General features: G+C 42.1%; 23 protein-coding genes and 1 CRISPR repeat array. Of the genes, 11 read left to right on the top strand and 12 right to left on the bottom strand.

Annotation, left to right across the window (positions count from 1 at the left end):
• Window positions 1-491: 491 nt before the first annotated feature.
• The 3 genes from O7C57_RS13230 to flgA form a co-directional block, all read right to left on the bottom strand.
• Window positions 492-932, bottom strand: coding sequence for a flagella synthesis protein FlgN (locus tag O7C57_RS13230; protein ID WP_154622973.1), 441 nt, complete (start codon window positions 930-932; stop codon window positions 492-494).
• Between the two features lie 10 nt (window positions 933-942).
• Complete coding sequence (flgM, locus tag O7C57_RS13225; protein WP_154622974.1) at window positions 943-1,245, bottom strand: flagellar biosynthesis anti-sigma factor FlgM; 303 nt, start codon at window positions 1,243-1,245, stop codon at window positions 943-945.
• A gap of 172 nt (window positions 1,246-1,417) precedes the next feature.
• Window positions 1,418-2,074, bottom strand: coding sequence for a flagellar basal body P-ring formation chaperone FlgA (gene flgA, locus O7C57_RS13220; protein WP_154622975.1), 657 nt, complete (start codon window positions 2,072-2,074; stop codon window positions 1,418-1,420).
• A gap of 276 nt (window positions 2,075-2,350) precedes the next feature.
• On the opposite strand from flgA, the gene flgB reads away from it, so the two are divergent.
• From flgB to flgL, 11 genes are all read left to right on the top strand, one after another.
• Window positions 2,351-2,764: a flagellar basal body rod protein FlgB gene (gene flgB / locus O7C57_RS13215; RefSeq protein WP_154622976.1), complete on the top strand. Its 414-nt coding sequence runs from the start codon at window positions 2,351-2,353 to the stop codon at window positions 2,762-2,764.
• Window positions 2,765-2,769: 5 nt separating this feature from the next.
• A complete protein-coding gene (gene flgC / locus O7C57_RS13210; RefSeq protein WP_154622977.1) occupies window positions 2,770-3,174 on the top strand; it encodes a flagellar basal body rod protein FlgC in 405 nt (134 codons plus the stop codon).
• A gap of 12 nt (window positions 3,175-3,186) precedes the next feature.
• Window positions 3,187-4,020: a flagellar hook assembly protein FlgD gene (locus O7C57_RS13205; RefSeq protein WP_154622978.1), complete on the top strand. Its 834-nt coding sequence runs from the start codon at window positions 3,187-3,189 to the stop codon at window positions 4,018-4,020.
• A gap of 30 nt (window positions 4,021-4,050) precedes the next feature.
• Window positions 4,051-5,271, top strand: a complete 1,221-nt coding sequence (gene flgE, locus O7C57_RS13200) for a flagellar hook protein FlgE (RefSeq protein WP_154622979.1) — start codon at window positions 4,051-4,053, stop codon at window positions 5,269-5,271.
• Window positions 5,272-5,286: 15 nt separating this feature from the next.
• Window positions 5,287-6,042, top strand: a complete 756-nt coding sequence (locus O7C57_RS13195) for a flagellar basal body rod protein FlgF (protein ID WP_154622980.1) — start codon at window positions 5,287-5,289, stop codon at window positions 6,040-6,042.
• 19 nt (window positions 6,043-6,061) lie between these two features.
• Window positions 6,062-6,844: a flagellar basal-body rod protein FlgG gene (gene flgG, locus O7C57_RS13190; RefSeq protein WP_154622981.1), complete on the top strand. Its 783-nt coding sequence runs from the start codon at window positions 6,062-6,064 to the stop codon at window positions 6,842-6,844.
• A gap of 90 nt (window positions 6,845-6,934) precedes the next feature.
• On the top strand, window positions 6,935-7,702 hold the full coding sequence (locus O7C57_RS13185; RefSeq protein ID WP_375097498.1) for a flagellar basal body L-ring protein FlgH: 768 nt from the start codon (window positions 6,935-6,937) through the stop codon (window positions 7,700-7,702).
• Window positions 7,703-7,739: 37 nt separating this feature from the next.
• Window positions 7,740-8,843 (top strand): flagellar basal body P-ring protein FlgI, encoded by a 1,104-nt coding sequence (locus O7C57_RS13180; RefSeq protein WP_154622982.1) that lies wholly within the window; start codon window positions 7,740-7,742, stop codon window positions 8,841-8,843.
• Window positions 8,843-9,823, top strand: coding sequence for a flagellar assembly peptidoglycan hydrolase FlgJ (flgJ, locus tag O7C57_RS13175; protein ID WP_154622983.1), 981 nt, complete (start codon window positions 8,843-8,845; stop codon window positions 9,821-9,823). The genes O7C57_RS13180 and flgJ overlap by 1 nt, the downstream gene beginning before the upstream one ends.
• 140 nt (window positions 9,824-9,963) lie before the next feature.
• Window positions 9,964-11,604, top strand: a complete 1,641-nt coding sequence (gene flgK / locus O7C57_RS13170; protein ID WP_269723221.1) for a flagellar hook-associated protein FlgK — start codon at window positions 9,964-9,966, stop codon at window positions 11,602-11,604.
• A 28-nt stretch (window positions 11,605-11,632) separates the two neighbouring features.
• A complete protein-coding gene (gene flgL, locus O7C57_RS13165) occupies window positions 11,633-12,568 on the top strand; it encodes a flagellar hook-associated protein FlgL (protein WP_154622985.1) in 936 nt (311 codons plus the stop codon).
• Between the two features lie 254 nt (window positions 12,569-12,822).
• A CRISPR array of direct repeats spans window positions 12,823-13,510; the repeat unit is 28 nt; unit sequence GTTCACTGCCGTATAGGCAGCTTAGAAA.
• A gap of 709 nt (window positions 13,511-14,219) precedes the next feature.
• On the opposite strand, the gene fliR is transcribed toward flgL, so the two are convergent.
• The 9 genes from fliR to fliJ all read right to left on the bottom strand — a co-directional run bounded on the left by fliR (window position 14,220) and on the right by fliJ (window position 20,395).
• Window positions 14,220-15,002 (bottom strand): flagellar biosynthetic protein FliR, encoded by a 783-nt coding sequence (fliR, locus tag O7C57_RS13160; RefSeq protein WP_269723220.1) that lies wholly within the window; start codon window positions 15,000-15,002, stop codon window positions 14,220-14,222.
• Between the two features lie 2 nt (window positions 15,003-15,004).
• Window positions 15,005-15,274 carry a flagellar biosynthesis protein FliQ gene (fliQ, locus tag O7C57_RS13155; RefSeq protein ID WP_269723219.1) on the bottom strand — a complete coding sequence of 90 codons (270 nt, stop codon included), beginning with the start codon at window positions 15,272-15,274 and terminating at the stop codon, window positions 15,005-15,007.
• A gap of 46 nt (window positions 15,275-15,320) precedes the next feature.
• Entirely contained in the window at window positions 15,321-16,064 is a 744-nt protein-coding gene (gene fliP / locus O7C57_RS13150; protein ID WP_196712970.1) for a flagellar type III secretion system pore protein FliP, read from the bottom strand.
• A gap of 12 nt (window positions 16,065-16,076) precedes the next feature.
• Window positions 16,077-16,505, bottom strand: a complete 429-nt coding sequence (gene fliO, locus O7C57_RS13145) for a flagellar biosynthetic protein FliO (protein WP_154623803.1) — start codon at window positions 16,503-16,505, stop codon at window positions 16,077-16,079.
• A gap of 19 nt (window positions 16,506-16,524) precedes the next feature.
• A complete protein-coding gene (fliN, locus tag O7C57_RS13140; RefSeq protein WP_154623802.1) occupies window positions 16,525-16,941 on the bottom strand; it encodes a flagellar motor switch protein FliN in 417 nt (138 codons plus the stop codon).
• Window positions 16,934-17,941 (bottom strand): flagellar motor switch protein FliM, encoded by a 1,008-nt coding sequence (gene fliM, locus O7C57_RS13135; RefSeq protein ID WP_154623801.1) that lies wholly within the window; start codon window positions 17,939-17,941, stop codon window positions 16,934-16,936. Before fliM ends, fliN begins: the two co-directional genes overlap by 8 nt.
• A 5-nt stretch (window positions 17,942-17,946) precedes the next feature.
• Window positions 17,947-18,429, bottom strand: a complete 483-nt coding sequence (gene fliL / locus O7C57_RS13130; RefSeq protein WP_163862334.1) for a flagellar basal body-associated protein FliL — start codon at window positions 18,427-18,429, stop codon at window positions 17,947-17,949.
• A 163-nt stretch (window positions 18,430-18,592) separates the two neighbouring features.
• The gene (locus O7C57_RS13125; RefSeq protein WP_269723218.1) at window positions 18,593-19,951 is read right to left on the bottom strand and encodes a flagellar hook-length control protein FliK; all 1,359 of its coding nucleotides are present in this window, start codon (window positions 19,949-19,951) and stop codon (window positions 18,593-18,595) included.
• Entirely contained in the window at window positions 19,952-20,395 is a 444-nt protein-coding gene (gene fliJ, locus O7C57_RS13120; RefSeq protein ID WP_269723217.1) for a flagellar export protein FliJ, read from the bottom strand.
• Window positions 20,396-20,400 lie beyond the last annotated feature (5 nt).

The following is a 20,400-nucleotide window of genomic DNA, read 5'->3' as shown; positions in this document are numbered from 1 at the left end:
CATCACACACTGTCCGCCATGGCATTTTTATCTTTGGATAAAAGAATAACCTCCCCATAATCATTGCCTATCGATATCACACAGCTATCACTGGCAGAAGACATAAAAAACGCAATGTTGATGTTTGATAGAAACGCTTCTGTGACGTCGATGATGTCACGTTGAATTCTAATGGCTTGAAACATACCAACAGTTATATCACCAATAGGTATGATGCCAATTGGATCATTATTATGTTTTGTGGCTGCTGGTTGTTGTGAAGTTATAGAATAAGATGCTTGGATGAGTCATCTATTACTATTGGATAGATCTAGTTGCCCAGCGAAAGGGCGAGGTTGGTTTAACCAATGATATACCTTAAATGATAGCTTCTCTTTTATTGGCTCGTAAACGCGATGATGATGGGATGCGACGATAATAAAAATAAATGATTCTTCAATGATATACCGACTTTAGCTAGCGAGTCATAATTGACCAGTATATCACTGAGATTAAATAGAGATTTTCTTCCCTAAAACAGGGCGTTTCTCTTCTAAACCATCCGCACCATAAGTTGATTGATTATTATGCTTTTTGACAAAAGCAAGTCGCTGATTATTCAGTTCAATGTGCAACTGCAACATTTGGTGGTTACGGTAATTAAGCTCTTTTAACGTCGTTGTTAGCGCTTTAATTTCAGCCCATAGATGATAAAGAGCAGGATGTTCATCATAAGGTGCGGCAATACCAAGTTCTTGCTCAAGACGTAACCGATTTGTTTCACCATGGCCTATCGTGGTGACTAAATAGCGTTTTTGCTCAGTCGCTTCCTGAAAAGGTGAAGGTGGAACACGGTGGTAGCCTAACAACAGCTCTTCATTCTTCATCACAATTTGTAATGACTGCAAATGTGTTAGCTGTTGTTCCAATAATATTAATAATTCGTCGTTCATATTAACTATCTTATTTCATCGCCAGCATACATTCATGGGCATCGCGTAAAATACCGTCAGCAATTTTTCCTGCATCCATTTGCAATGTTCCCTCTTTAATGGCTTGCTTAATTCTTTCAACCTTTTCACTATTAATATCGCTCGCCTGAGGCTGGAGTAATTTCTTTTTGAGTTCACTTGGTGAAAAAGTACTTTCTTTGACTGATTCGGCTTCTGAGACTTTTTTCTCGCGAAGTTGTGCCGCAGGATCTTGAGGGTCACGGTTTGTGACTTGCGTTAACGCTGAAATTGCAGATGTTTGCTCAATAGCCATAGTGTTTTTCCTGTTCCGATATTTTTATGAATGGAATATCGGCATTAATTACGAGTTCTTTAATGTTATGCTTATCTTTAAGACAATTCTAATATTTGAAATGATGCCGCTACTATTCATTATTAGCGGGTACATACTATATATTATGTTATTGAATCTCAATTAAAATTTGCTACTTGAGCGCTATCTGAACACTGCCATTTTCGAGGGCCGAGCCATTCACAACTTGGCCGTTAATGAGACGCACGCGTATATTTTCACCTATGGCAGCATTATTGATGGCTCGTCCTTCATATTTCACAGAAAAATGATTTCCATTGGCAAAAACATAGACGTTTTGTCCTGCTTTAATAGCCCATGGTTTACGCATCATGGATTGCGTCAGCGTCTGTCCTGCATTGATATCACGTAGTGCGATACTACCGCGTATTGCGACTTTATCATTTATCGTGCCAGAGGGTAATTTGTGTAATAACCCCTTTTTGGTCCCGATATCAACAAATTCAATTTTTTCACCACGCGTGATATTGCGTGTTGCAACATGGTACTGCCCTGTGACATTAACGGTTAATTGGATAAATTGCTTCTTTTTACCGCACTGTACAGGTAATGAAATATTTCCCATATTTCGCCTACCGACGGGTGGGAAAATTTGTGGTTTTTCACAATTGGGCCAACGTTCTATTGGGGTTTTTATCTCAATAGAAACTTGATTAGGTTTTGTGTGTATTTGGCGAAAATAGTCGTTAATGTCTTGAGGTAAAGAGGCTTCAGCGGTGGCTGTCAGTAAAATTAATGTACTGAATATTGTTGTTTGAAAACCATTCATCGAACTGGCACCTTATCAACATACACTTTTTAGTTGCTCGCATTCTACGCATGCCATCAATATTGAATGGGGCAAATAGGTCAATAATTTTGCCTTTATCCTGCCATTAGATTTTTTGTCATACCGCTAATATAAGCGCGTCGAATTTTAAATTTCAGCGTTTTCTGCATTGCTATTCTTTGAAGAATCGCGTTGGCGAATGACGTGACATATTCCAGCTTATTTAGAGCGATAAGATTGAAACGCTAGGTAAGCACATATTTATCGAGGGCGAACATGATTGATAAATTAAATGCCACATTTGCTTTTCAGCAGCAGGCATTATCAATACGCGAGGCAAGACAAACTGTATTGGCCGCAAATATTGCGAATGCGGATACACCCGGATATCAGGCGCGAGATATTGATTTTAGTCGTCAGTTACAACAGGCGGTCGATCGCGCTGGGATCAACGGTAAAGGTGTTGCGCTTGCAGTGACAGCAAAGGGCCATATAGAAGGCCGAGGCATGAAAGCCCCCGCTCTTGATCTTAAATATCGTGTGCCATACCAAACGTCAATGGATGGTAATACGGTTGATATGGATATAGAACGCAGCCAATTTGCAGATAATACCTTGAAATATCAGGCAGATCTGACATTCATTAATAGTCGCGTTAAAAGCATGTTGGCCGTGCTACAACAAGGGTAATGATTATGGCTTTATTAAGTATTTTCGATATTTCAGCATCTGCATTGACGGCTCAATCACAGCGCCTCAATGTGAGTGCCAGCAATATGGCTAACGCAGAAAGTGTCGTTGGCCCTGACAGTGAACCTTTCCGTGCGAAACAAGTGGTCTTTCAAATGTCGCCTCAAGGTCGCAATGAAGTCGGTGGTGTGCGAGTCAGCCAACTGATTGAAGATCCTACACCGCCACGTATGGAATATAAGCCCGGTCATCCATTAGCCGATGAGAAAGGTTATGTACGTATGCCTAATGTCGATATGGTTGGTGAAATGATCAACACGATTTCTGCTTCCCGTAGCTATCAAGCGAATTTAGAAGTAATGAACACCGCGAAAACGTTGCTTCAAAAAACCTTAACCATAGGCCAGTAACGAGGAAGCAAAATGGGCATTGCAGCCACAATGTATGATTCTTTGGATAATACAACGACTGGCCCTGAGCCATTGAAAAGTAATATTCCAACAAAAAGTCAAACAGATGATATGCGTGACACATTTTTAAAAATGATCGTGACGCAGATGCAAAATCAGGATCCCACCAAGCCGATGGAAAACACGGACTTGACGAGTCAACTTGCCCAAATTGCGACTCTCGAAAGCATGAATAAGTTGAGCGATAAAGTCAGCGGGATCTCAAGTCAAATCGGTTCAGGTCAATCGTTGCAAGCAACCCAATTAGTAGGAAAAGGGGTTTTGATACCGCGTAATGAAATTGTGCTTGCGCCGCTTAAAAAACAAGAAAGTGGTGAAAATAGCGATATTTCTAAGCCAACAAATCCTCTACCTGATGATGAACTCAACCGTAGTTTGTCGGTGTTAAATGATAGTGGTGATGAGAGTGAGGTATCTCAAGACGATTACATTTCTTCACCATTTGGTTTCTTCCTACCTAAACACGCAGACAGCGTTGAGATCACCATTCGTGACAAAAATAGGGCAGTGGTTCGTACGATTTCTTACGAAACAGAAGTAAAACCCGATATTTACGATATGTCGTGGGATGGTCGTGATAACAACGGTCAATTAGTTGCAGATACTAAAAGTAAATATTTCTTTGATGTAAAGGCCATTAAAAACGGTGCTGAGATAGAAGTCACTAAACTGGGTTATACCCGAGTGAATGGTGTCACACCGGGCACTGATGCGCCTTTATTGGATGTTGGGATAGGGCAGAGTGTGCCACTTAGCAGCATTTTTAAGGTCTACCCATCATCTTAATTTTATTCCCCAAACCGTCATGGAGAACACATGTCTTTTTCACAAGCAGTTAGTGGCTTAAATGCCGCCTCAGCGGGGCTTGATACGATTGGTAATAACATAGCCAACTCCGCAACCAATGGTTTCAAAGGGGCGACCACCTCTTTTGCCGATATGTTTGCCGGTTCAGGCGTAGGTCTGGGTGTTAACGTTGCGGCAGTCACTCAAAATTTTAAAGATGGTCCAATTACTCGGACGGATAGACCGACAGATGTGGCAATTTCTGGTAATGGCTTTTTCCGAGTTCAAAATCAAAACGGCGATATCTTTTATAGCCGTGATGGACAATTTACGCGCGATAAAAGCGGTAATCTGGTGAATAACCAAGGAATGATTATTACGGGTTACCCAGCGGGTTTAGATGAAAATGGCAATATCGTTGTTCAAAGCGGTGGCGTACCTCAAGGATTAAATATCCCAACGGATATGATGGATGCAAGAGCATCTGATACGGCAAAGCTCACCATTAATCTAAACTCCGAAGATAAAGTTAAATCAAAACCATTTGATGTTAATAACCCTGATGACACAGGAAGTTATAACTTTAGTACCACAATGAGTGCCTTTGATAGCCAAGGTAACACCCATGAAATTTCAGTTTATTTTGTTAAAACGGATGACAATAAATGGACGGCTTATGGAAGAGACTCAGGCGATAAGGTGGCGAAAAAATTAGGTGACCTAGAATTCGATGGTAATGGTCGCTTAGCCAGCCCAACGAATGCCGTTTTTGCATTTGATTACAACGGATTGAATGGCGCTAATGATGGCACATTGCAGGTTGACTTAAATAAAACTCGTCAGCAAAAAGTCAGTGAATCTTCTGTCAGTGCTATTGATGTTAATGGCTATCCTGCCGGTGAGTACACCAATTTTAAAATAGAAGACAACGGTCTGATTGTCGCTAACTACTCAAACCAACAAAAGCGAGTGGTTGGTCAAGTGGCCCTGTCTGCTTTTGCTAATCCAAGTGGTTTAGTTTCACAAGGCGGTAACGTGTGGGCATCATCAAATGCGTCAGGTAACCCAATGGATGGCGTACCGGGGGTTGGTCAATTCGGGAAATTGACGAGTGGAGCGTTAGAGTCTTCTAACGTTGATATGAGCCAAGAGCTGATCAATATGATTGTGATGCAACGTAACTATCAATCGAACGCGCAGACAATCAAAACCCAAGATCAGATGCTGCAAACGATGGTTAATTTACGTTAATAGTAGAGGGTGGCCATGGATCACGTCATTTATACCGCAATGGGTGGAGCTCGACATGCGCTTGAAAACCAAGCGATTGTTTCTAACAACATTGCGAATGTTTCTACCTCTGGTTTTAAAGCACAGTTAGCGGCGATGCGCGCTGTTCCGATTAATGGTGATAGCGAGCAAACACGTACGTTAGTCGTTGCTTCAACGCCAGGCGCTGATATGAGCCAAGGGCCGCTTAATTATACCGGCCGGCCGATGGATGTTTCATTGAACGATAAGCATTTCTTAGCGGTTGAACTTGCTGATGGCAGTGAGGCTTATACACGTAACGGGAACATCCAAATTTCATCTGAGGGTGAGCTGGTGATTGGTGAACACCGTTTACAAGGTGATGGCGGGCCAATTAACGTTCCCCCAAATGCTGAATTAACCATTGGTGAGGATGGTACGGTCACCGCGCTACTCGCCACCGATCCGCCAACCATGTTAGGTCAAATTGGTCGTTTGAAAATTGTGGAAGCTCAACCTCAGGATTTGCTACGCGGTGAAGATGGATTATTTCATCTCTCACCACAGGCAATAGCCGCGAATGGTGATGTGCTGGCACAAAGTGAACGAGCATCACTCACATCGGGAGTGATTGAAGGCAGCAATGTTAATGCGGCTGAAGCTATGGTGTCGATGATCGCCAATGCGAGATATTTTGAAATGCAGATGAAAGTGGTACGTAGTGCGGATGAAAATGCACAAAAAGCCAACCAACTGCTTGCCGTTAGCTAATTTTTAGTAAGGAATCACCATGATCCGTTCTCTATGGATTGCGAAAACTGGGCTTGATACCCAACAAACCAACCTTGATGTTATTTCCAACAACTTGGCAAACGTCAGTACTAATGGTTTTAAACGTCAGCGTGCTGTATTTGAAGACTTGTTATATCAAAATGTTCGTCAACCGGGGGCAATGAGCTCAGAGCAAACGTCTTTGCCATCGGGGTTACAATTGGGTACGGGTTCCCGTCCTGTCGCAACAATGCGTATACATAGCCAAGGTGCGTTGAATAAAACAGGGAATACCACGGATATTGCGATTAAAGGGCAAGGTTTTTTACACGTGCAGATGCCTGATGGTAGCGACGCTTATACCCGTGATGGCGCTCTACAGCCTAATCAGGATGGCCAATTAGTCACCTCCAGTGGTTACCAGATCGTGCCGGCAATTACCATCCCAGATAATGCAAATAGCCTTTCTATTGCCTCGGACGGTACCGTTTCAATCACAGTTTATGGTGATAACCAACCACAACAAATTGGGCAAATCACACTGACAACCTTTATTAATGATGCAGGCTTAGAAAGTATGGGGGAAAACCTCTATATGGAAACTGCCAGCTCAGGCGCTCCAAATGAAAGTGCGCCGGGCACTAACGGTGCTGGCTTGCTGTATCAACATATGCTGGAAACCTCGAACGTTAACGTTGCAGAGGAGTTAGTCAATATGATCCAAACTCAACGTGCCTATGAAATTAACAGTAAAGCGGTTTCTGCTTCTGACCAGATGCTGCAACGTTTAACACAACTTTAATTTGATGGAATAGCAATCCAGTACAAGCTAAATGGCAATTTGCGGATGATTGCAGGTTGTCATTTGGCGAATGAGAGGGAATTCAACGTGATGATAAAACAGATACAGCAGCTAAAGAGCACCATGATGATGAAAAGCGGTATTGTCCCTCAAAATAAGGAAAATTCATTATTTTCACCCAGTAAGGTTCTCGTGCTGACATTGGTATTCGCTATCAGTGGCTGCGCTTATGTCAAACCTCGTCCTCTGGTGGATACGCAGACAAGTGCGTTACCGACAGCACCGACCGCACCTGCACCTAATGGCGCCATTTTTCAAAGTGCACAGCCTGCATATTATGGCTATCAGCCACTGTTTGAAGATAGGCGGCCTCGTAATGTGGGGGATATTTTAACGATTAACTTGCAAGAGAATGTTAGCGCCAGTAAGAACTCATCGGCCAATGCGAATCGTAGTGGCAAAACAGGTTTTTTAGCCGCCATTTTACCCGGTTTTATGCAGGGCTGGTTAGGGGGTAGCAATACCGAATTGGATGTGAAAGGAAGTAGCGATTTTACGGGGAAGGGAGGAGCGAATGCTAATAATACATTTAAAGGCACAATCACCGTCACGGTCGATCAACTCTTAGCGAATGGCAACTTACATGTTGTTGGTGAAAAACGCATTGCTATCAATCAAGGTACAGAATCGATTCGCTTTTCGGGTGTTGTGAACCCTCGAACAATTGGTGCGGATAATAATGTCAGTTCCACACAAGTGGCGGATGCACGTATTGAATATGTCGGTGATGGTTATATTAACGAATCACAAACCATGGGCTGGTTGCAACGCTTTTTCTTAAATGTTTCGCCTTATTAAGGTGAAAATTGAGCTGTAAACTCGTAGAGATAATCGAATGAATAAATTAGTGACCCTTCTGCTGACACTACTCTGTGTGTTTGTTGCCCCCGTTAATGGTGAGCGCATCAAGGATTTAACTACGGTGCAGGGTGTGCGTGATAACGCGTTAATTGGTTATGGATTGGTGGTCGGGCTGGATGGCACGGGTGACCAAACCATGCAAACGCCATTTACCACCCAAAGCTTGAGTAACATGTTATCTCAGATGGGGATCACGGTTCCTCCTGGCACCAATATGCAATTGAAAAATGTGGCGGCCGTTATGGTCACCGCTAAATTACCGCCTTTTGCCCGTTCTGGTCAGTCACTCGATGTTGTTGTTTCTTCAATGGGGAATGCGAAAAGCCTACGCGGAGGAACATTGCTAATGACGCCTTTGAAAGGGGTTGATGGACAAATTTATGCGATGGCACAAGGCAACATTTTAGTCGGGGGAGCAGGCGCCAGTGCGGGGGGGAGTAGTATCAAAGTTAACCAATTGGCTGGTGGGCGGATCACTGGAGGAGCCACGATAGAACGTGAACTCCCAACGAGTTTCGGCCAAAATGGTGTAATCAATCTACAACTTAATGACGATAGTTTCACATTAGCTCAAGATATTAGTGATGCGATCAATCGGTTACGTGGGGCAGGTACAGCAACACCATTAGATTCTCGCACAGTACAGTTACGTGTGCCGATGACGAATAGTGAGCAAGTACGTTTTCTTGCACAAGTCCAAGAGTTGAACGTTCGCACGCCGATTGCTGAAGCGAAAGTTATCCTTAACTCGCGTACAGGTTCAGTCGTGATCAATCGCAGTGTGACATTAGAAAGCTGTGCCGTGGCACATGGCAGTTTATCTGTGATGGTTGATAGGCAAACGCAAGTGAGCCAACCGGACACGCCGTTTGCTGGCGGACAAACCGTAGTGACGCGTAATACAAATATCGGCCTTCGTGAGCAAGGTGGCGCGCTACAAAAAGTGAACGCAAGTGTACAGCTGAACCAAGTCATACAGGCGCTGAATACTTTAGGCGCAACGCCAACAGATTTAATGTCTATTTTACAAGCGATGGAGAGCGCGGGTTGTTTACGTGCTAAGTTGGAGATCATCTAATGAATGATATGCAACTCATGCAAGGTGCGGCATTTGATTTGCAGTCGCTCAGTAGCCTAAAACGTGAAATTGCTGATTCCCCAGATAAAGGGTTACGTCAAGTCACCCAACAACTGGAAGCGACATTTGTGCAAATGATGTTGAAAAGTATGCGTGATGCGCTACCTCAAGATGGCTTATTTTCCAGCGATCAAACACGCATGCTGACCAGTATGTATGATCAACAAATTGCTCAAGATTTGTCGAATAAAGGATTAGGGTTCGGCGAAATGATGTATCAGCAGTTAAAACAAACTCAAGGTGAGACTTCCTCCCCCGAAGAACCAATAAAGCCATTCAGTATGGAGAGTAAGTTACTGGATTCGCTGCCTAATCCAGCAATGGCTCAAATTGTACGCCGTTTTGCGCCATTAGGTGATGCATTGTCATCACCAATGCGAAAAGTCAAATCCCTCTCGCTAAATAGCCAAAACTTTATCAGTCAGCTTATTGAGCCAGCCAAAGCCGCGAGTCAAAAAAGTGGTATATCGCCTCTGTTAGTGCTTGCTCAAGCCGCGCTGGAAAGTGGTTGGGGTCGCAGAGAAATTTTAACGGCAGAAGGGAAAGCCAGTCATAACCTATTCGGTATTAAAGCAGGGAAAAGCTGGCAAGGACCTGTGACTAACATTATGACGACCGAGGTGATTAACGGTAAAAGCATGAAAATGCGTGATAATTTTCGCGTTTATGCTTCTTATGAAGAAGCGATTGCGGACTATATTAATTTACTCACCGAAAACCCTCGTTATCACAGCGTTAAGCATGCGCAATCACCGGAAGTTGCGGCACGCCGTTTACATCAAGCCGGTTATGCAACAGACCCTAACTACTCGGATAAGTTAATTGCTTTGATTAACCAAATTCGTAGTCATCATGGGGTCGATAAAACAGCCTCAAAAGCGGTTCAAGCGTATACCGTCGATCTCAGTGATATTTTTTAATTTTTTATTAGAAAGGTGCCGTAAGCACTAAATGTTTACGGCATTTTTCCGATAACTAAAGCAATGAAAAAATTTGGGTTGATATTGCGACGGTTTCATCGATAAGCCATGGCGATAAGCACCAGATAAAGGAAAAGCTTATGCTGAATAATGTAATGAATAATGCGCTTAGTGGTGTGAATGCGGCACAAGGTGGGTTAAGTGTTATTTCTAATAACTTAGCTAACGCTGGTGTCGGTTATTATCACCGCCAAAGTGCTGTTTTCGGGGAGAATCCCGGCACAATGACACCTAACGGCTATTTTGGTAACGGCACCTATTTCAGCCATGTTCGCCGCGAATTTGATGAGTTTATCAACCAGCAATACGGTCAATCACGGGCTCGTAGTGGTGAATATGAGGCTTACGCGAAAAACAGTAGCCAAGTTGATGATTTGCTCACTAATGATATCGAAGATATTTCCAGTAATATCGGTAGCTTCTTTACTGCTCTTGATGCTGCGAGTAGTGATGCGAGTGATAAGACACTGATTGATGTTTTTTTGGGTAAGTCAAATGCATTAGTTGGTCAATTTAAAGAAGCAAATCGACGACTGCAAGACATGGAGCGTGATGTTAATCGCCAAATTGAAACTAAGGTGAGAGACATTAATACCTATGCGGAAAAAATCGCAGGTCTGAACCAGCAGATTGCTCGAGTACGCTCTGTGAGTGGTTCCGAACCGAATGACCTGCTTGATGTACGTGATCGCTTAGTCAGTGAAATTAACTCATTAGTTGGTGTAAAAGTCATCGAACAAAATGGGAATTATAACGTTACCTTCGCAAATGGCTTGCCATTAGTCACAGGGGAACACGCTAACCGTTTAGAAGCGGTTCCGTCCTCACAAGATGATAGCCGTTTCAGTATTGGGTTTGTGGGAGCGAATGGGCAAGCGCGAGAAATTCCGGATGATGCATTTCGTGGTGGCGAGCTCAGTGGTGTTTTACGTTCACGCAAAGAAGTTATTGACCCTGCTTATCAAAAAATCAATAAATTAGCATTGGTCTTTGCGAGTAAATTTAATGAGATCCATCAAAAGGGCTTTGACGCTAACGGCAATACAGGTAAGGACTTTTTCGAAATTGGAAAAGGGAATGTCGTCAGCAATACCTTTAATCGGGGCCAAGCGGATTTCGATTTTCACTACAGTGATGTCTCTCAAGTGACGGGTAATAATTATGAGATGCGCTTCGATGGTAAAAATTGGGATGTCACAAGGTTACCAGAAGGGACTAAAGTCACTGTGGATACGTCAACCGCGGATACACTGAAGTTTGATGGTATTGCGTTGAAGATTAGCAATAATAATGCACAAAGTGGTGACACATTCTTAGTAAAACCAGTCAATGGTGTCATCAACGGTATGCAGACGTTGGTGAGTGAGGCGGCAAATTTTGCTGCTGCGGGCAGTAAAGGTAGTGGCCCTGGTGATAATGAAAATTTAAAAGAGCTAGTAAAACTCCAAGATCAAAAATTAGTGGGGGGAACATCGACATTCTCAGATTATTACGCCACTATCGTCAATGATGTTGGTAACCAAACAAAGCAAGCGCAAATTGATTCCGAAACACAAAATAAAATGACAGAAAGCTTCTATGAGCAGCAGCAGGCTATTTCTGGCGTCAATATGAACGAAGAAAGTATTCAGATGCAAAAAATCCAACAGTTTTTTAATGCCAATGCACAGGTACTAAAAACCGTTGATGACCTGTTCAATGCCTTGATGAGAGCGTTCTAAGTTTCAGTGAATTAAAAAGGATTCTATTATGCGTTTAAGTACTAATATGATTTATCACCAACGTTTGCAAGACATGAACAATGCACAAGCACGTTGGATGGATGCAGGCAGTCAATTAGCGTCGGGAAAACGAGTGAGTAAGCCATCGGATGACCCTCAAGCATCCTCACAGGCGGTACGAATTAATCAGTCAGAAAACCGTAATCAGCAATATGTCGCAAGCCGAGGGTTTGCAAAAACCGGTATGTTGTTGCAAATGAGTATTTTGACTCAAATGACGGATATAACAACTCAGATCGATACAACTATTATTCAAGCTTCCAACCAAGCCAGTTTAAGCGATAGCGATAGATTATCTCTTGCAGAACAATTAAGTGGCTTAAAGGACCAGTTGGTTGCTTTGGGTAATACAACCGATGGTAATGGCCGTTATATTTTTGCTGGTTTTAAATCGGATAAGCCCCCATTTGAGGTCGATGCAAGTGGTGAAGTGATCTATAAAGGCGGCGATAAAGCGATTATGCAGAATGTATCGAGCGATCGCGAAATGACAACCTATTTCACTGGTGCTCAAGTATTTACAACAGATAGCACGAATACGGTTGAGGTGTTTAAAAGATTAAATGCAGGTATTGCTGCATTGAAAACACCACAAGAAAATGCGACTCAAGCTGAGCGAGAGGCTGCTCAAAAAGCATTGGGTGAGGCGAACTCAGCAATTAAATCGGCGTTAGATAAGATTTCAAACATTGAGGCTAAGCAAGGGTTGCAATTGCAAGAAATTGATAAGTTAGATTTCCTTGCAGATACGCGCAGTATTCAAAATAGTCAGCGTATGAGTAATTTGTTAGATACAAATTGGACAGGGGCAACATCAGACTATTATAAAGAGATGGCAATGTTCCAAGCGTCTCAGGATATTTTTAAAGATTTAAATAGCATGTCACTGTTTGGCGGTCGCTAATTTATTAGCCAGCTTCAATTGGGTTGAGGCTGGCTAATTGGTTTACCCACTTCTTTTTCCCTCTTGTTCATATTTTTCCTATCAAACCATTGTATTTTTCTTCGTATGTTTTACCCTTTATTTACCTTTTTATTTTTGCTCTTTAAAAATTTCTGATAAAACAAGATGTTACTAAGGTAGTAAAAAAAGAAGGTATTTAGCCAATAATTAGCTTAATTTATTGTTGTCTAATGCATTTTATTTGCTAGGCTATCGTTCACTGCCGTATAGGCAGCTTAGAAAAATACTAATTAGTGCCCCTATAACAATCATCGGTTCACTGCCGTATAGGCAGCTTAGAAAAAGCGCAGAGTAGAGTTATCCACGGCTTTAAAGTTCACTGCCGTATAGGCAGCTTAGAAATAGCTCATCGGCAACGGGAGCACCTTTATAGCGTTCACTGCCGTATAGGCAGCTTAGAAACAAAGCAAAGGAAAAATTCCCGAGACGCATATGTTCACTGCCGTATAGGCAGCTTAGAAACTTAGTTGACCACTTCGAATATTGCATAAAGTGTTCACTGCCGTATAGGCAGCTTAGAAAAACACCACCCTTTCCATTCAAAAAAGAAATAAGTTCACTGCCGTATAGGCAGCTTAGAAACCAAATACTCAGCCTAAAATTACTGAACGACAGTTCACTGCCGTATAGGCAGCTTAGAAATAAGAAACCAATATTTTTACGCAAAATATCAAGTTCACTGCCGTATAGGCAGCTTAGAAAAGAGAAGTGGCGAAAAGAACAGGGATTCACGAGTTCACTGCCGTATAGGCAGCTTAGAAATTGAAGCTTTGCGCGAACAGTACACACAGCTAGTTCACTGCCGTATAGGCAGTTTAGAAATACAACGGGGACTATCTGGACTTTCATCCCGTGTTCACTGCCGTATAGGCAGCTTAGAAATCACGAAATCGACGCTATATATTAATGAATAATTAGAATACTTTTATAATGAATAGGTTTTAGTCGGAGATATAGAGGTTAATATATATTAATAAGAGTGATCATTTCAATTATTAGATACTTTATCTCTATCAATATTTGATTTGGCATGTTAAGGCGAGTGTGTTACTTTTATCAATACTTAACGTGATATGTTGAAATTAATTTATGTGGTTTTATTGATATTCAAAATAATACATTTAAGTCGCTTTTTAAATGTTTCTCGTTAACTATTTATTATATATGTTAATTTTACTGATATCTTATCAGCTTAGAAATCGATGATTTTACTGTTAACGTTCACTGCCGTACAGGTAGATTAATACATAAACCATATCAAGGTGATAGCTATTATAGGCTTGTTAGCCTTTAGCGAGATGAACAAATGATGATTTATCAACTGATATCAATTATAGGTATATGGTTATATGTTTAATGACTGTTGTTTTTTATAATTTTAACCTCGATAATTTTACTGTTAATATGGATTTTTTATTTACTAAGGTATATTAAGGACTAATTATGTTTATTGAAATAGTTATTATAACAAAGCACCTTAAGTTAAGGCTGCTGTTTAACTTACTCTTATTAATGTTTAAATGAAATATAGGTGTGCAAATAAGTAGTTATATGCGGTACTACTTATTTTAAAATTATTCATCTGTATTATTTATCCAGAAAATAACCCAAACATTAATGAAAGCTGTTCAAAAGCTTGGTGGATAAGGCGTTCACTATAACGCGGTAAAATTGAAATAATCAACCCGAGCATGCTAATACCAATCGTGAGTGTCAGTGGGAAACCGACCACAAATACAGAAAGTTGTGGTGTCATGCGATTCAGAATACCCAGTGCTAAGTTAAGAATTAAAAATAGCGTAATAAATGGTAATGCCAACATTAACCCATTGATAAAAATGCTATTGGCAAATTGCACCAATGACCAAAATCCATCGCGATTTAGAGGCGAAACCTGAATTGGGATCAGCTCAAATGAATGAACAAGAATATAAATCAACCATAAATGTCCATCAAATGAGAGAAATAACAACAACATAATCAGATTTAGAATTCGACCTAAAATGGGCATGTTAGGGCCACCTGTAGGGTCGAAAAAGGTGGCAAAAGATAACCCCATCTGTAAACCAATCACTTCACCTGCATGGCGTACAGCAGCAAATGCCATCTGCATGGTTAAGCCTATAGCAACGCCAATAACCAGCTGTTGCACTATCACCCATAAGCCCATTGCTGAAAATAATGGAATATTCACGACAGGAAGTTGAGGTGATACGATCAAAATCACAAAAAAAGCTAATATCACTCTGACTTTAGTAATCGATTGTTTTTCATTAAACAAGGGCGCTGTACCGAACAGCGCTAAAAGGCGTATGAAAGGATAAAAGCCTTGGCTGAGCCAGAGAGTGAGTGTTTCACTAGTCATCGTTAACATGATTAGCCAATGATGAATGGTAAATTACTGAATAGGGTGCGCATATAGTCCAGCAATAAATTGAGCATCCATGGACCCGCAATAATAATGACAGCGATAACAGAGAGAATTTTAGGAATAAATGATAGGGTCATTTCATTCACCTGTGTAGTCGCTTGCAGCAAGCTAATGATCAACCCCGCGAATAGTGCAGCGAGCAATAATGGGGCGGCTAACATTAAAGCAATCTTCATCGCTTCGGTACCCATCGCCATAACTGATTCAGGTGTCATCGTTATTCCTTATTTAAATAACTCAATGAATAAATGATGTTTATTGCTAATTAAAAAAGCTTTGTGATAAAGAACCGAGTAATAACTGCCAGCCATCCACTAAAACAAATAACATCAATTTAAATGGCAACGAAACTGTCGCAGGTGGAACCATCATCATACCGAGCGCCATCAAAACACTAGCAACCACTAAGTCTATGATTAAAAATGGAATAAAAATGGTAAATCCGATTTGAAAAGCGGTTTTGAGTTCGCTGGTAATAAAAGCTGGTACCAAAATTCGCATAGGAACATCTTTAGCTTCTTGGATATCACCGACTTTTGCTATTCGAGCAAACAGAGCTAAATCAGTTTCACGGGTTTGTCCTAGCATAAAGGTACGAAATGGGGCGGTTCCCCGTTCTAAAGCCGTTTCTAAACTGATCTTATCTTCACTAAACGGTTGATAAGCTTCGCGATAAGCTTGGTCTGCAACAGGTGACATCACAAAAAATGTCAGAAAGAGCGCAAGTCCTAATAACACTTGGTTTGGTGGTGCTGAAGGGGTACCAAGAGCGTTACGTAATAGACCTAACACAATGATAATGCGTGTAAAGCTGGTCATCATTAACAAAAGTGCAGGAATAAAACCAAGCAAAGTTAAAAAAAGTAGTGTTTGAACGGGCAATGACCAGCTTTGACCCCCATCAGGTAGCGTTTGACTTATGATGGGAGGCAAAGCCGCCAGAGCGTGTGTTGGTAGTATGAATAATAATGAAGCGATCACAGTGGTAGATTTCAAAGGGAACATGTGTGCTTCCAATTATTGACAAGAGGAGATGTTGGAGGCCGCTTGCTGAGCGGCTTCTTGTTTTTTCTTCAGAAGAGACTGAAATGTCAGTGGTTCAGTCACCGATGTTAACGTTGTTGCTTGCTTAGCAGGGCATTGATGCAACAAATTCACGGATTGTGCAGTAACACCTAACACTAACCATTCATTATTTATCTCAACGACCACAACACGCTCTTTATTACCGAGTGAACAGTGACTTTTCACGTTTACTAATGGGTTTTTACCGAAACTTTTTGGGGCAAAGCCGATTTTTTTTACCAACCAAGCGCCAGCGAGTATCAATAAGATGATGCCGCCTAAAGCGCCTGAAATTTGCGCTAAGCTGTCACTGTTGCTAATTGCCGGGGGCGTTTGGCTGCTAGGCTGTTCTGTGTGGCTAATAAATGGTGTTGTTTTCATGTCACTCCCCATTGCCATATTAACGACTTAAACGGCGCATACGTTCCGATGGCGTAATAATGTCGGTGATGCGAATACCATAGTTATCTGACACCACGACCACTTCACCTTGGGCGATTAAATAGCCATTAATGAGGATATCCAAAGGTTCACCCGCTAATCCATCAAGCGCAACGACAGACCCTTGCGATAAACTTAATAGCTTCTTGATCGTCATTTTGGTACGCCCTAATTCGACTGAAAGACGAACGGGGATATCCATAATCAGGTTAATATCAGACAGCTGATTGAGTGCATTTTGGCCATCGAGATTTGCAAACGCCTGTGCACCGGCAGAGGCGGATTCCGCTTTCTTTTGTTGCTCTAATGCCTCAGCCCATAAATCTTCACTGTCGTGATTGGTTGATGCATCAGGAGAATTTTTCGCCTCACTCATTGGTACTTTCCTCATCTAGAGTGTTTAAAACAGGGTTAATCAAATGTTCTACACGCAATGCATATTGGCCATTTTGCGCGCCGTATTGGCTGGTTAATACTGGCACACCATCAACGCTCACGATGAGGCGATCTGGCTTCTCGATAGGAATAACATCCCCTTTTTGCAATTGCAGTAAGCGAGATATTCGTAATGGAATATCGACAAAATTCGCGACGAGTTCTAACTCAGAACGTTTGACTTGTGTGACTAAATTACTCACCCAAGCCTCATTTTCTTGGTGGCCTTGCTCTACTGGCGGGTTAATTAACCGTTCACGTAAAGGTTCTATCATGGCGATAGGAATACAAATACTAAATTCACCGATGGTATTGCCGATTTCAACCAAAAAGGGGGTTGTCACCACAATGTCATTCGGTGACGTTGTGATATTGGTGAATTTTACCTGCATTTCCGAGCGCACATATTCCACATCAATATCTGCGATAGGTTTCCAAGCATCGCGATAAGCGCTAAGCGCTAGCTTTAGCATTCGGTTGATGATGCGCTGTTCAGTATTGGTGAACTCCTTACCTTCTGAACGAACGGGAAACCGGCCATCACCACCAAACAAGTTATCGACAGCGATATACACTAAGGCCGGCTCAAAAGTGAATAAAGCCGTACCGCGCAAAGGCGGCATATGAATCAGGTTCAAGTTAGTAGGAACTGGCAAGTTACGAGCAAATTCATGATAAGGCTCGATCTTTATTCCCCCAACAGTAATATCCGGGCTACGGCGTAACATATTAAACAACCCCATCCGAAATTGACGAGCAAAGCGCTCATTAATAATTTCGAGAGATTGCATGCGTTCACGAATAACGCGACGTTGCGTATTTGGGTCGTAGGGACGAATGTGTTCTTTGTCTTTCGATTGTGTCGCTGATTCATTCGACGCCGGTGCGTCATCATTGAGCAACGCATCGATTTCAGCCTGAGATAAAATATTATCGCTCATCTGAATTACCGTAAAATAAATGTCGTAAATAGTACGTCTGTGATTTGCTGATCTTTTTCACCAGGGATCATCGTCGGCGACAAAGTGTCTTTAATAGATTGCATTAATTGCAATTTACCTTCATGACTACTGAGGACTTTTGATTTTTGTTCCGATAGCAGTAATAGCAGTCGGCTACGTACTTCGGGTAAGTAGTCATGCAGTTGCTTACGTGATTTTTCATTGCCTAAACGTAATGTAATATTGATATACAACACACGGTCAGGGGCTTCATTGAGGCCGGGAAGATTGACCGTAAAAGGTTCTAAATCCATAAAAATAGGTTGGCTAATGTTAGATGGGGTGTCTTCTTCATTTGCTGATTTTGCTATCTGCTGTGTTGTCCACCATGTATAACCACCAAAACCTACACCGGCAATGGCAAGAAGGGTAAGCAGTACGAGCAGCCCTTTATTTGAACTTTTAGATGCATTGCTTGAAGACGACATGTTAGCAAAATTCCTATTTATGAAGACTAAACCCAACATGGGCTTTTTATTTTGTATCTTTAGCATTATGGCTTGCTTGAGCCAGACTAAAGGGGGGAAAAACGAAACAAAAAGGGGGTAACTCGGCGCTTTAAATAGGAAATCACCACCTCTTGTTTAAAAATTAAGCGAATGTGTCGATTCCTCCTCGAGAGTGGGCAATCGAGGTAATATGCGTGGCGGTTACCGAATCACTACTCACAACGCCTCCCACAGAATGGCGGGTATGAAGTTGGTGTTCATGGCTGTTTTGCGAATGTGCATCTGAGCCATTTTGATCACTAAAGTTATCTTGCCCAACCGAACCTTGAGCAAGATGAATGCCACTTTCCTGCAACGCATTACGTAGCATCGGCATCATCGTTTCCATGGCGGCCCGTACGTGGCTATGTGGCGAAACAAAATGCATTACCGCTTGGTTATCTTCAATACGCAGATGAACATTCAAGGAGCCTAGCTCTTCTGGATGTAAACGTATTTGCGCATGTGAAATACCTTGGCGTGAGAAAAACAGCATGTGTTGGTTTAATTGCTGTTGCCATGCGTCACTCCCTAAAGGCACTCCGGATGGCATTGGCACAACAGGCATATTGGCGGAAGCTGCATGTGAGTTAACGAGTGGTGCTGCCAAATTGACAGTTGTGCCTACCACGGTTTGTGTTGGTGTCACCTGAAAGGAACCATTCTCCACAGTTGATGTAAATGCTCCTTTGATATTTTGACTGTTATCCACAACGGAGACGTTTTGTGTTACAGAAAGTGGGTCTTTATCGGCCAGTTTTTTATTTAATGGCATAAAGTCGTGGGTTAACTCTTTAGCCGGTATTTCGCGTTTATCGTTAAGGGAAAATAGCGGCTGGTCTTTACGTTCTTGTTTCTCGTTTTTAATAAATGCCGCGATTGATGTCGACTCCTCATCTTCAGCTAGCTGCATTTGTGCACGAAAATCAATGCTCTCATCAGCGTCGGGGTTAGCGACCAATTGGCTATTGAGTGGTGATGTTTTTTGCGCAAAAGGCACTAAAGCTGAACGATGACCATCGGCAAACTTCGTGGATACCGACGCAAGCGCTTGCTGATTTAAATCACTTTTTAGGTTGGTTAACCACACTTGTTCGACAGCATCTGCTTGGTTCAGTAACTGTGCCTGTAACGCCGGTTGGTTCGCTTCGTTGCGTATGTGGCGGCTATAATTGAGCTGGTCAATCGCGTGTTCAGTTTTATCCTTAATCGGTGAGGTATCACGCTCAGCCGCTGCTGTCGGCGTATTTGTCGACACCGAGGTGCTGTTAGGCGTATTTTCTAACGTAGAATGATTAGTCGATGTTTTTTGTGGCGCTGGCTGCTGGTTATCCAACACGGCTTGAAAAGGCACCGCAGGCGCTTGGTTATCCTCAAAACGCGGCTCGTTTTGTTGTGCGTTACCGATATTTTTACTGTTTGTGATGGCTGCCTTGGCGGCGTTATGCGTATTGACGTCCATTTATTGGTTTCTCCGTAACGTTGCACGTTGAGCATATTCATCCATTTGCTTTTGCTCTAATCGGCTTAAGCGCTGATTTTTAGTCTGCTCAGCACGTTGAATTAAAGTATCGAAAGCATTGACCCGCTGTTGTTTTTCCTGCCAGTGACGGTTTGCTTCATTGACACGTTGTTCCCATAGGGATAACTGTTGCTGCTGTTGCTCAATTGTCAGCTCTAATGTCACTAAAAACTGTTGATAGTTTTGCCATTTATCGGCATCTATCCCGCTATGCAGTGTCTGATTGAGCTTTTGTCGGTACTCAGTCTGATAGTTTTCTAGCATATTGAGTTGTTGAGTCATCTGTACTTGCGTTTGTCTAACTTGGGTTAAAACCTTTGCGGCTTCCTCAGAAGCCTCAATAGCCAAACTCAATAATGTAGTTAACGCATTGTTTTTACTCATCTAAC

It is taken from the genome of Providencia sp. 21OH12SH02B-Prov, assembly GCF_027362595.1.
In the GTDB taxonomy this organism is placed as follows: domain Bacteria; phylum Pseudomonadota; class Gammaproteobacteria; order Enterobacterales; family Enterobacteriaceae; genus Providencia; species Providencia zhejiangensis.
Note: the sequence above shows the minus strand (reverse complement) of the source record. Positions and strands in the feature narration are given on the sequence as shown.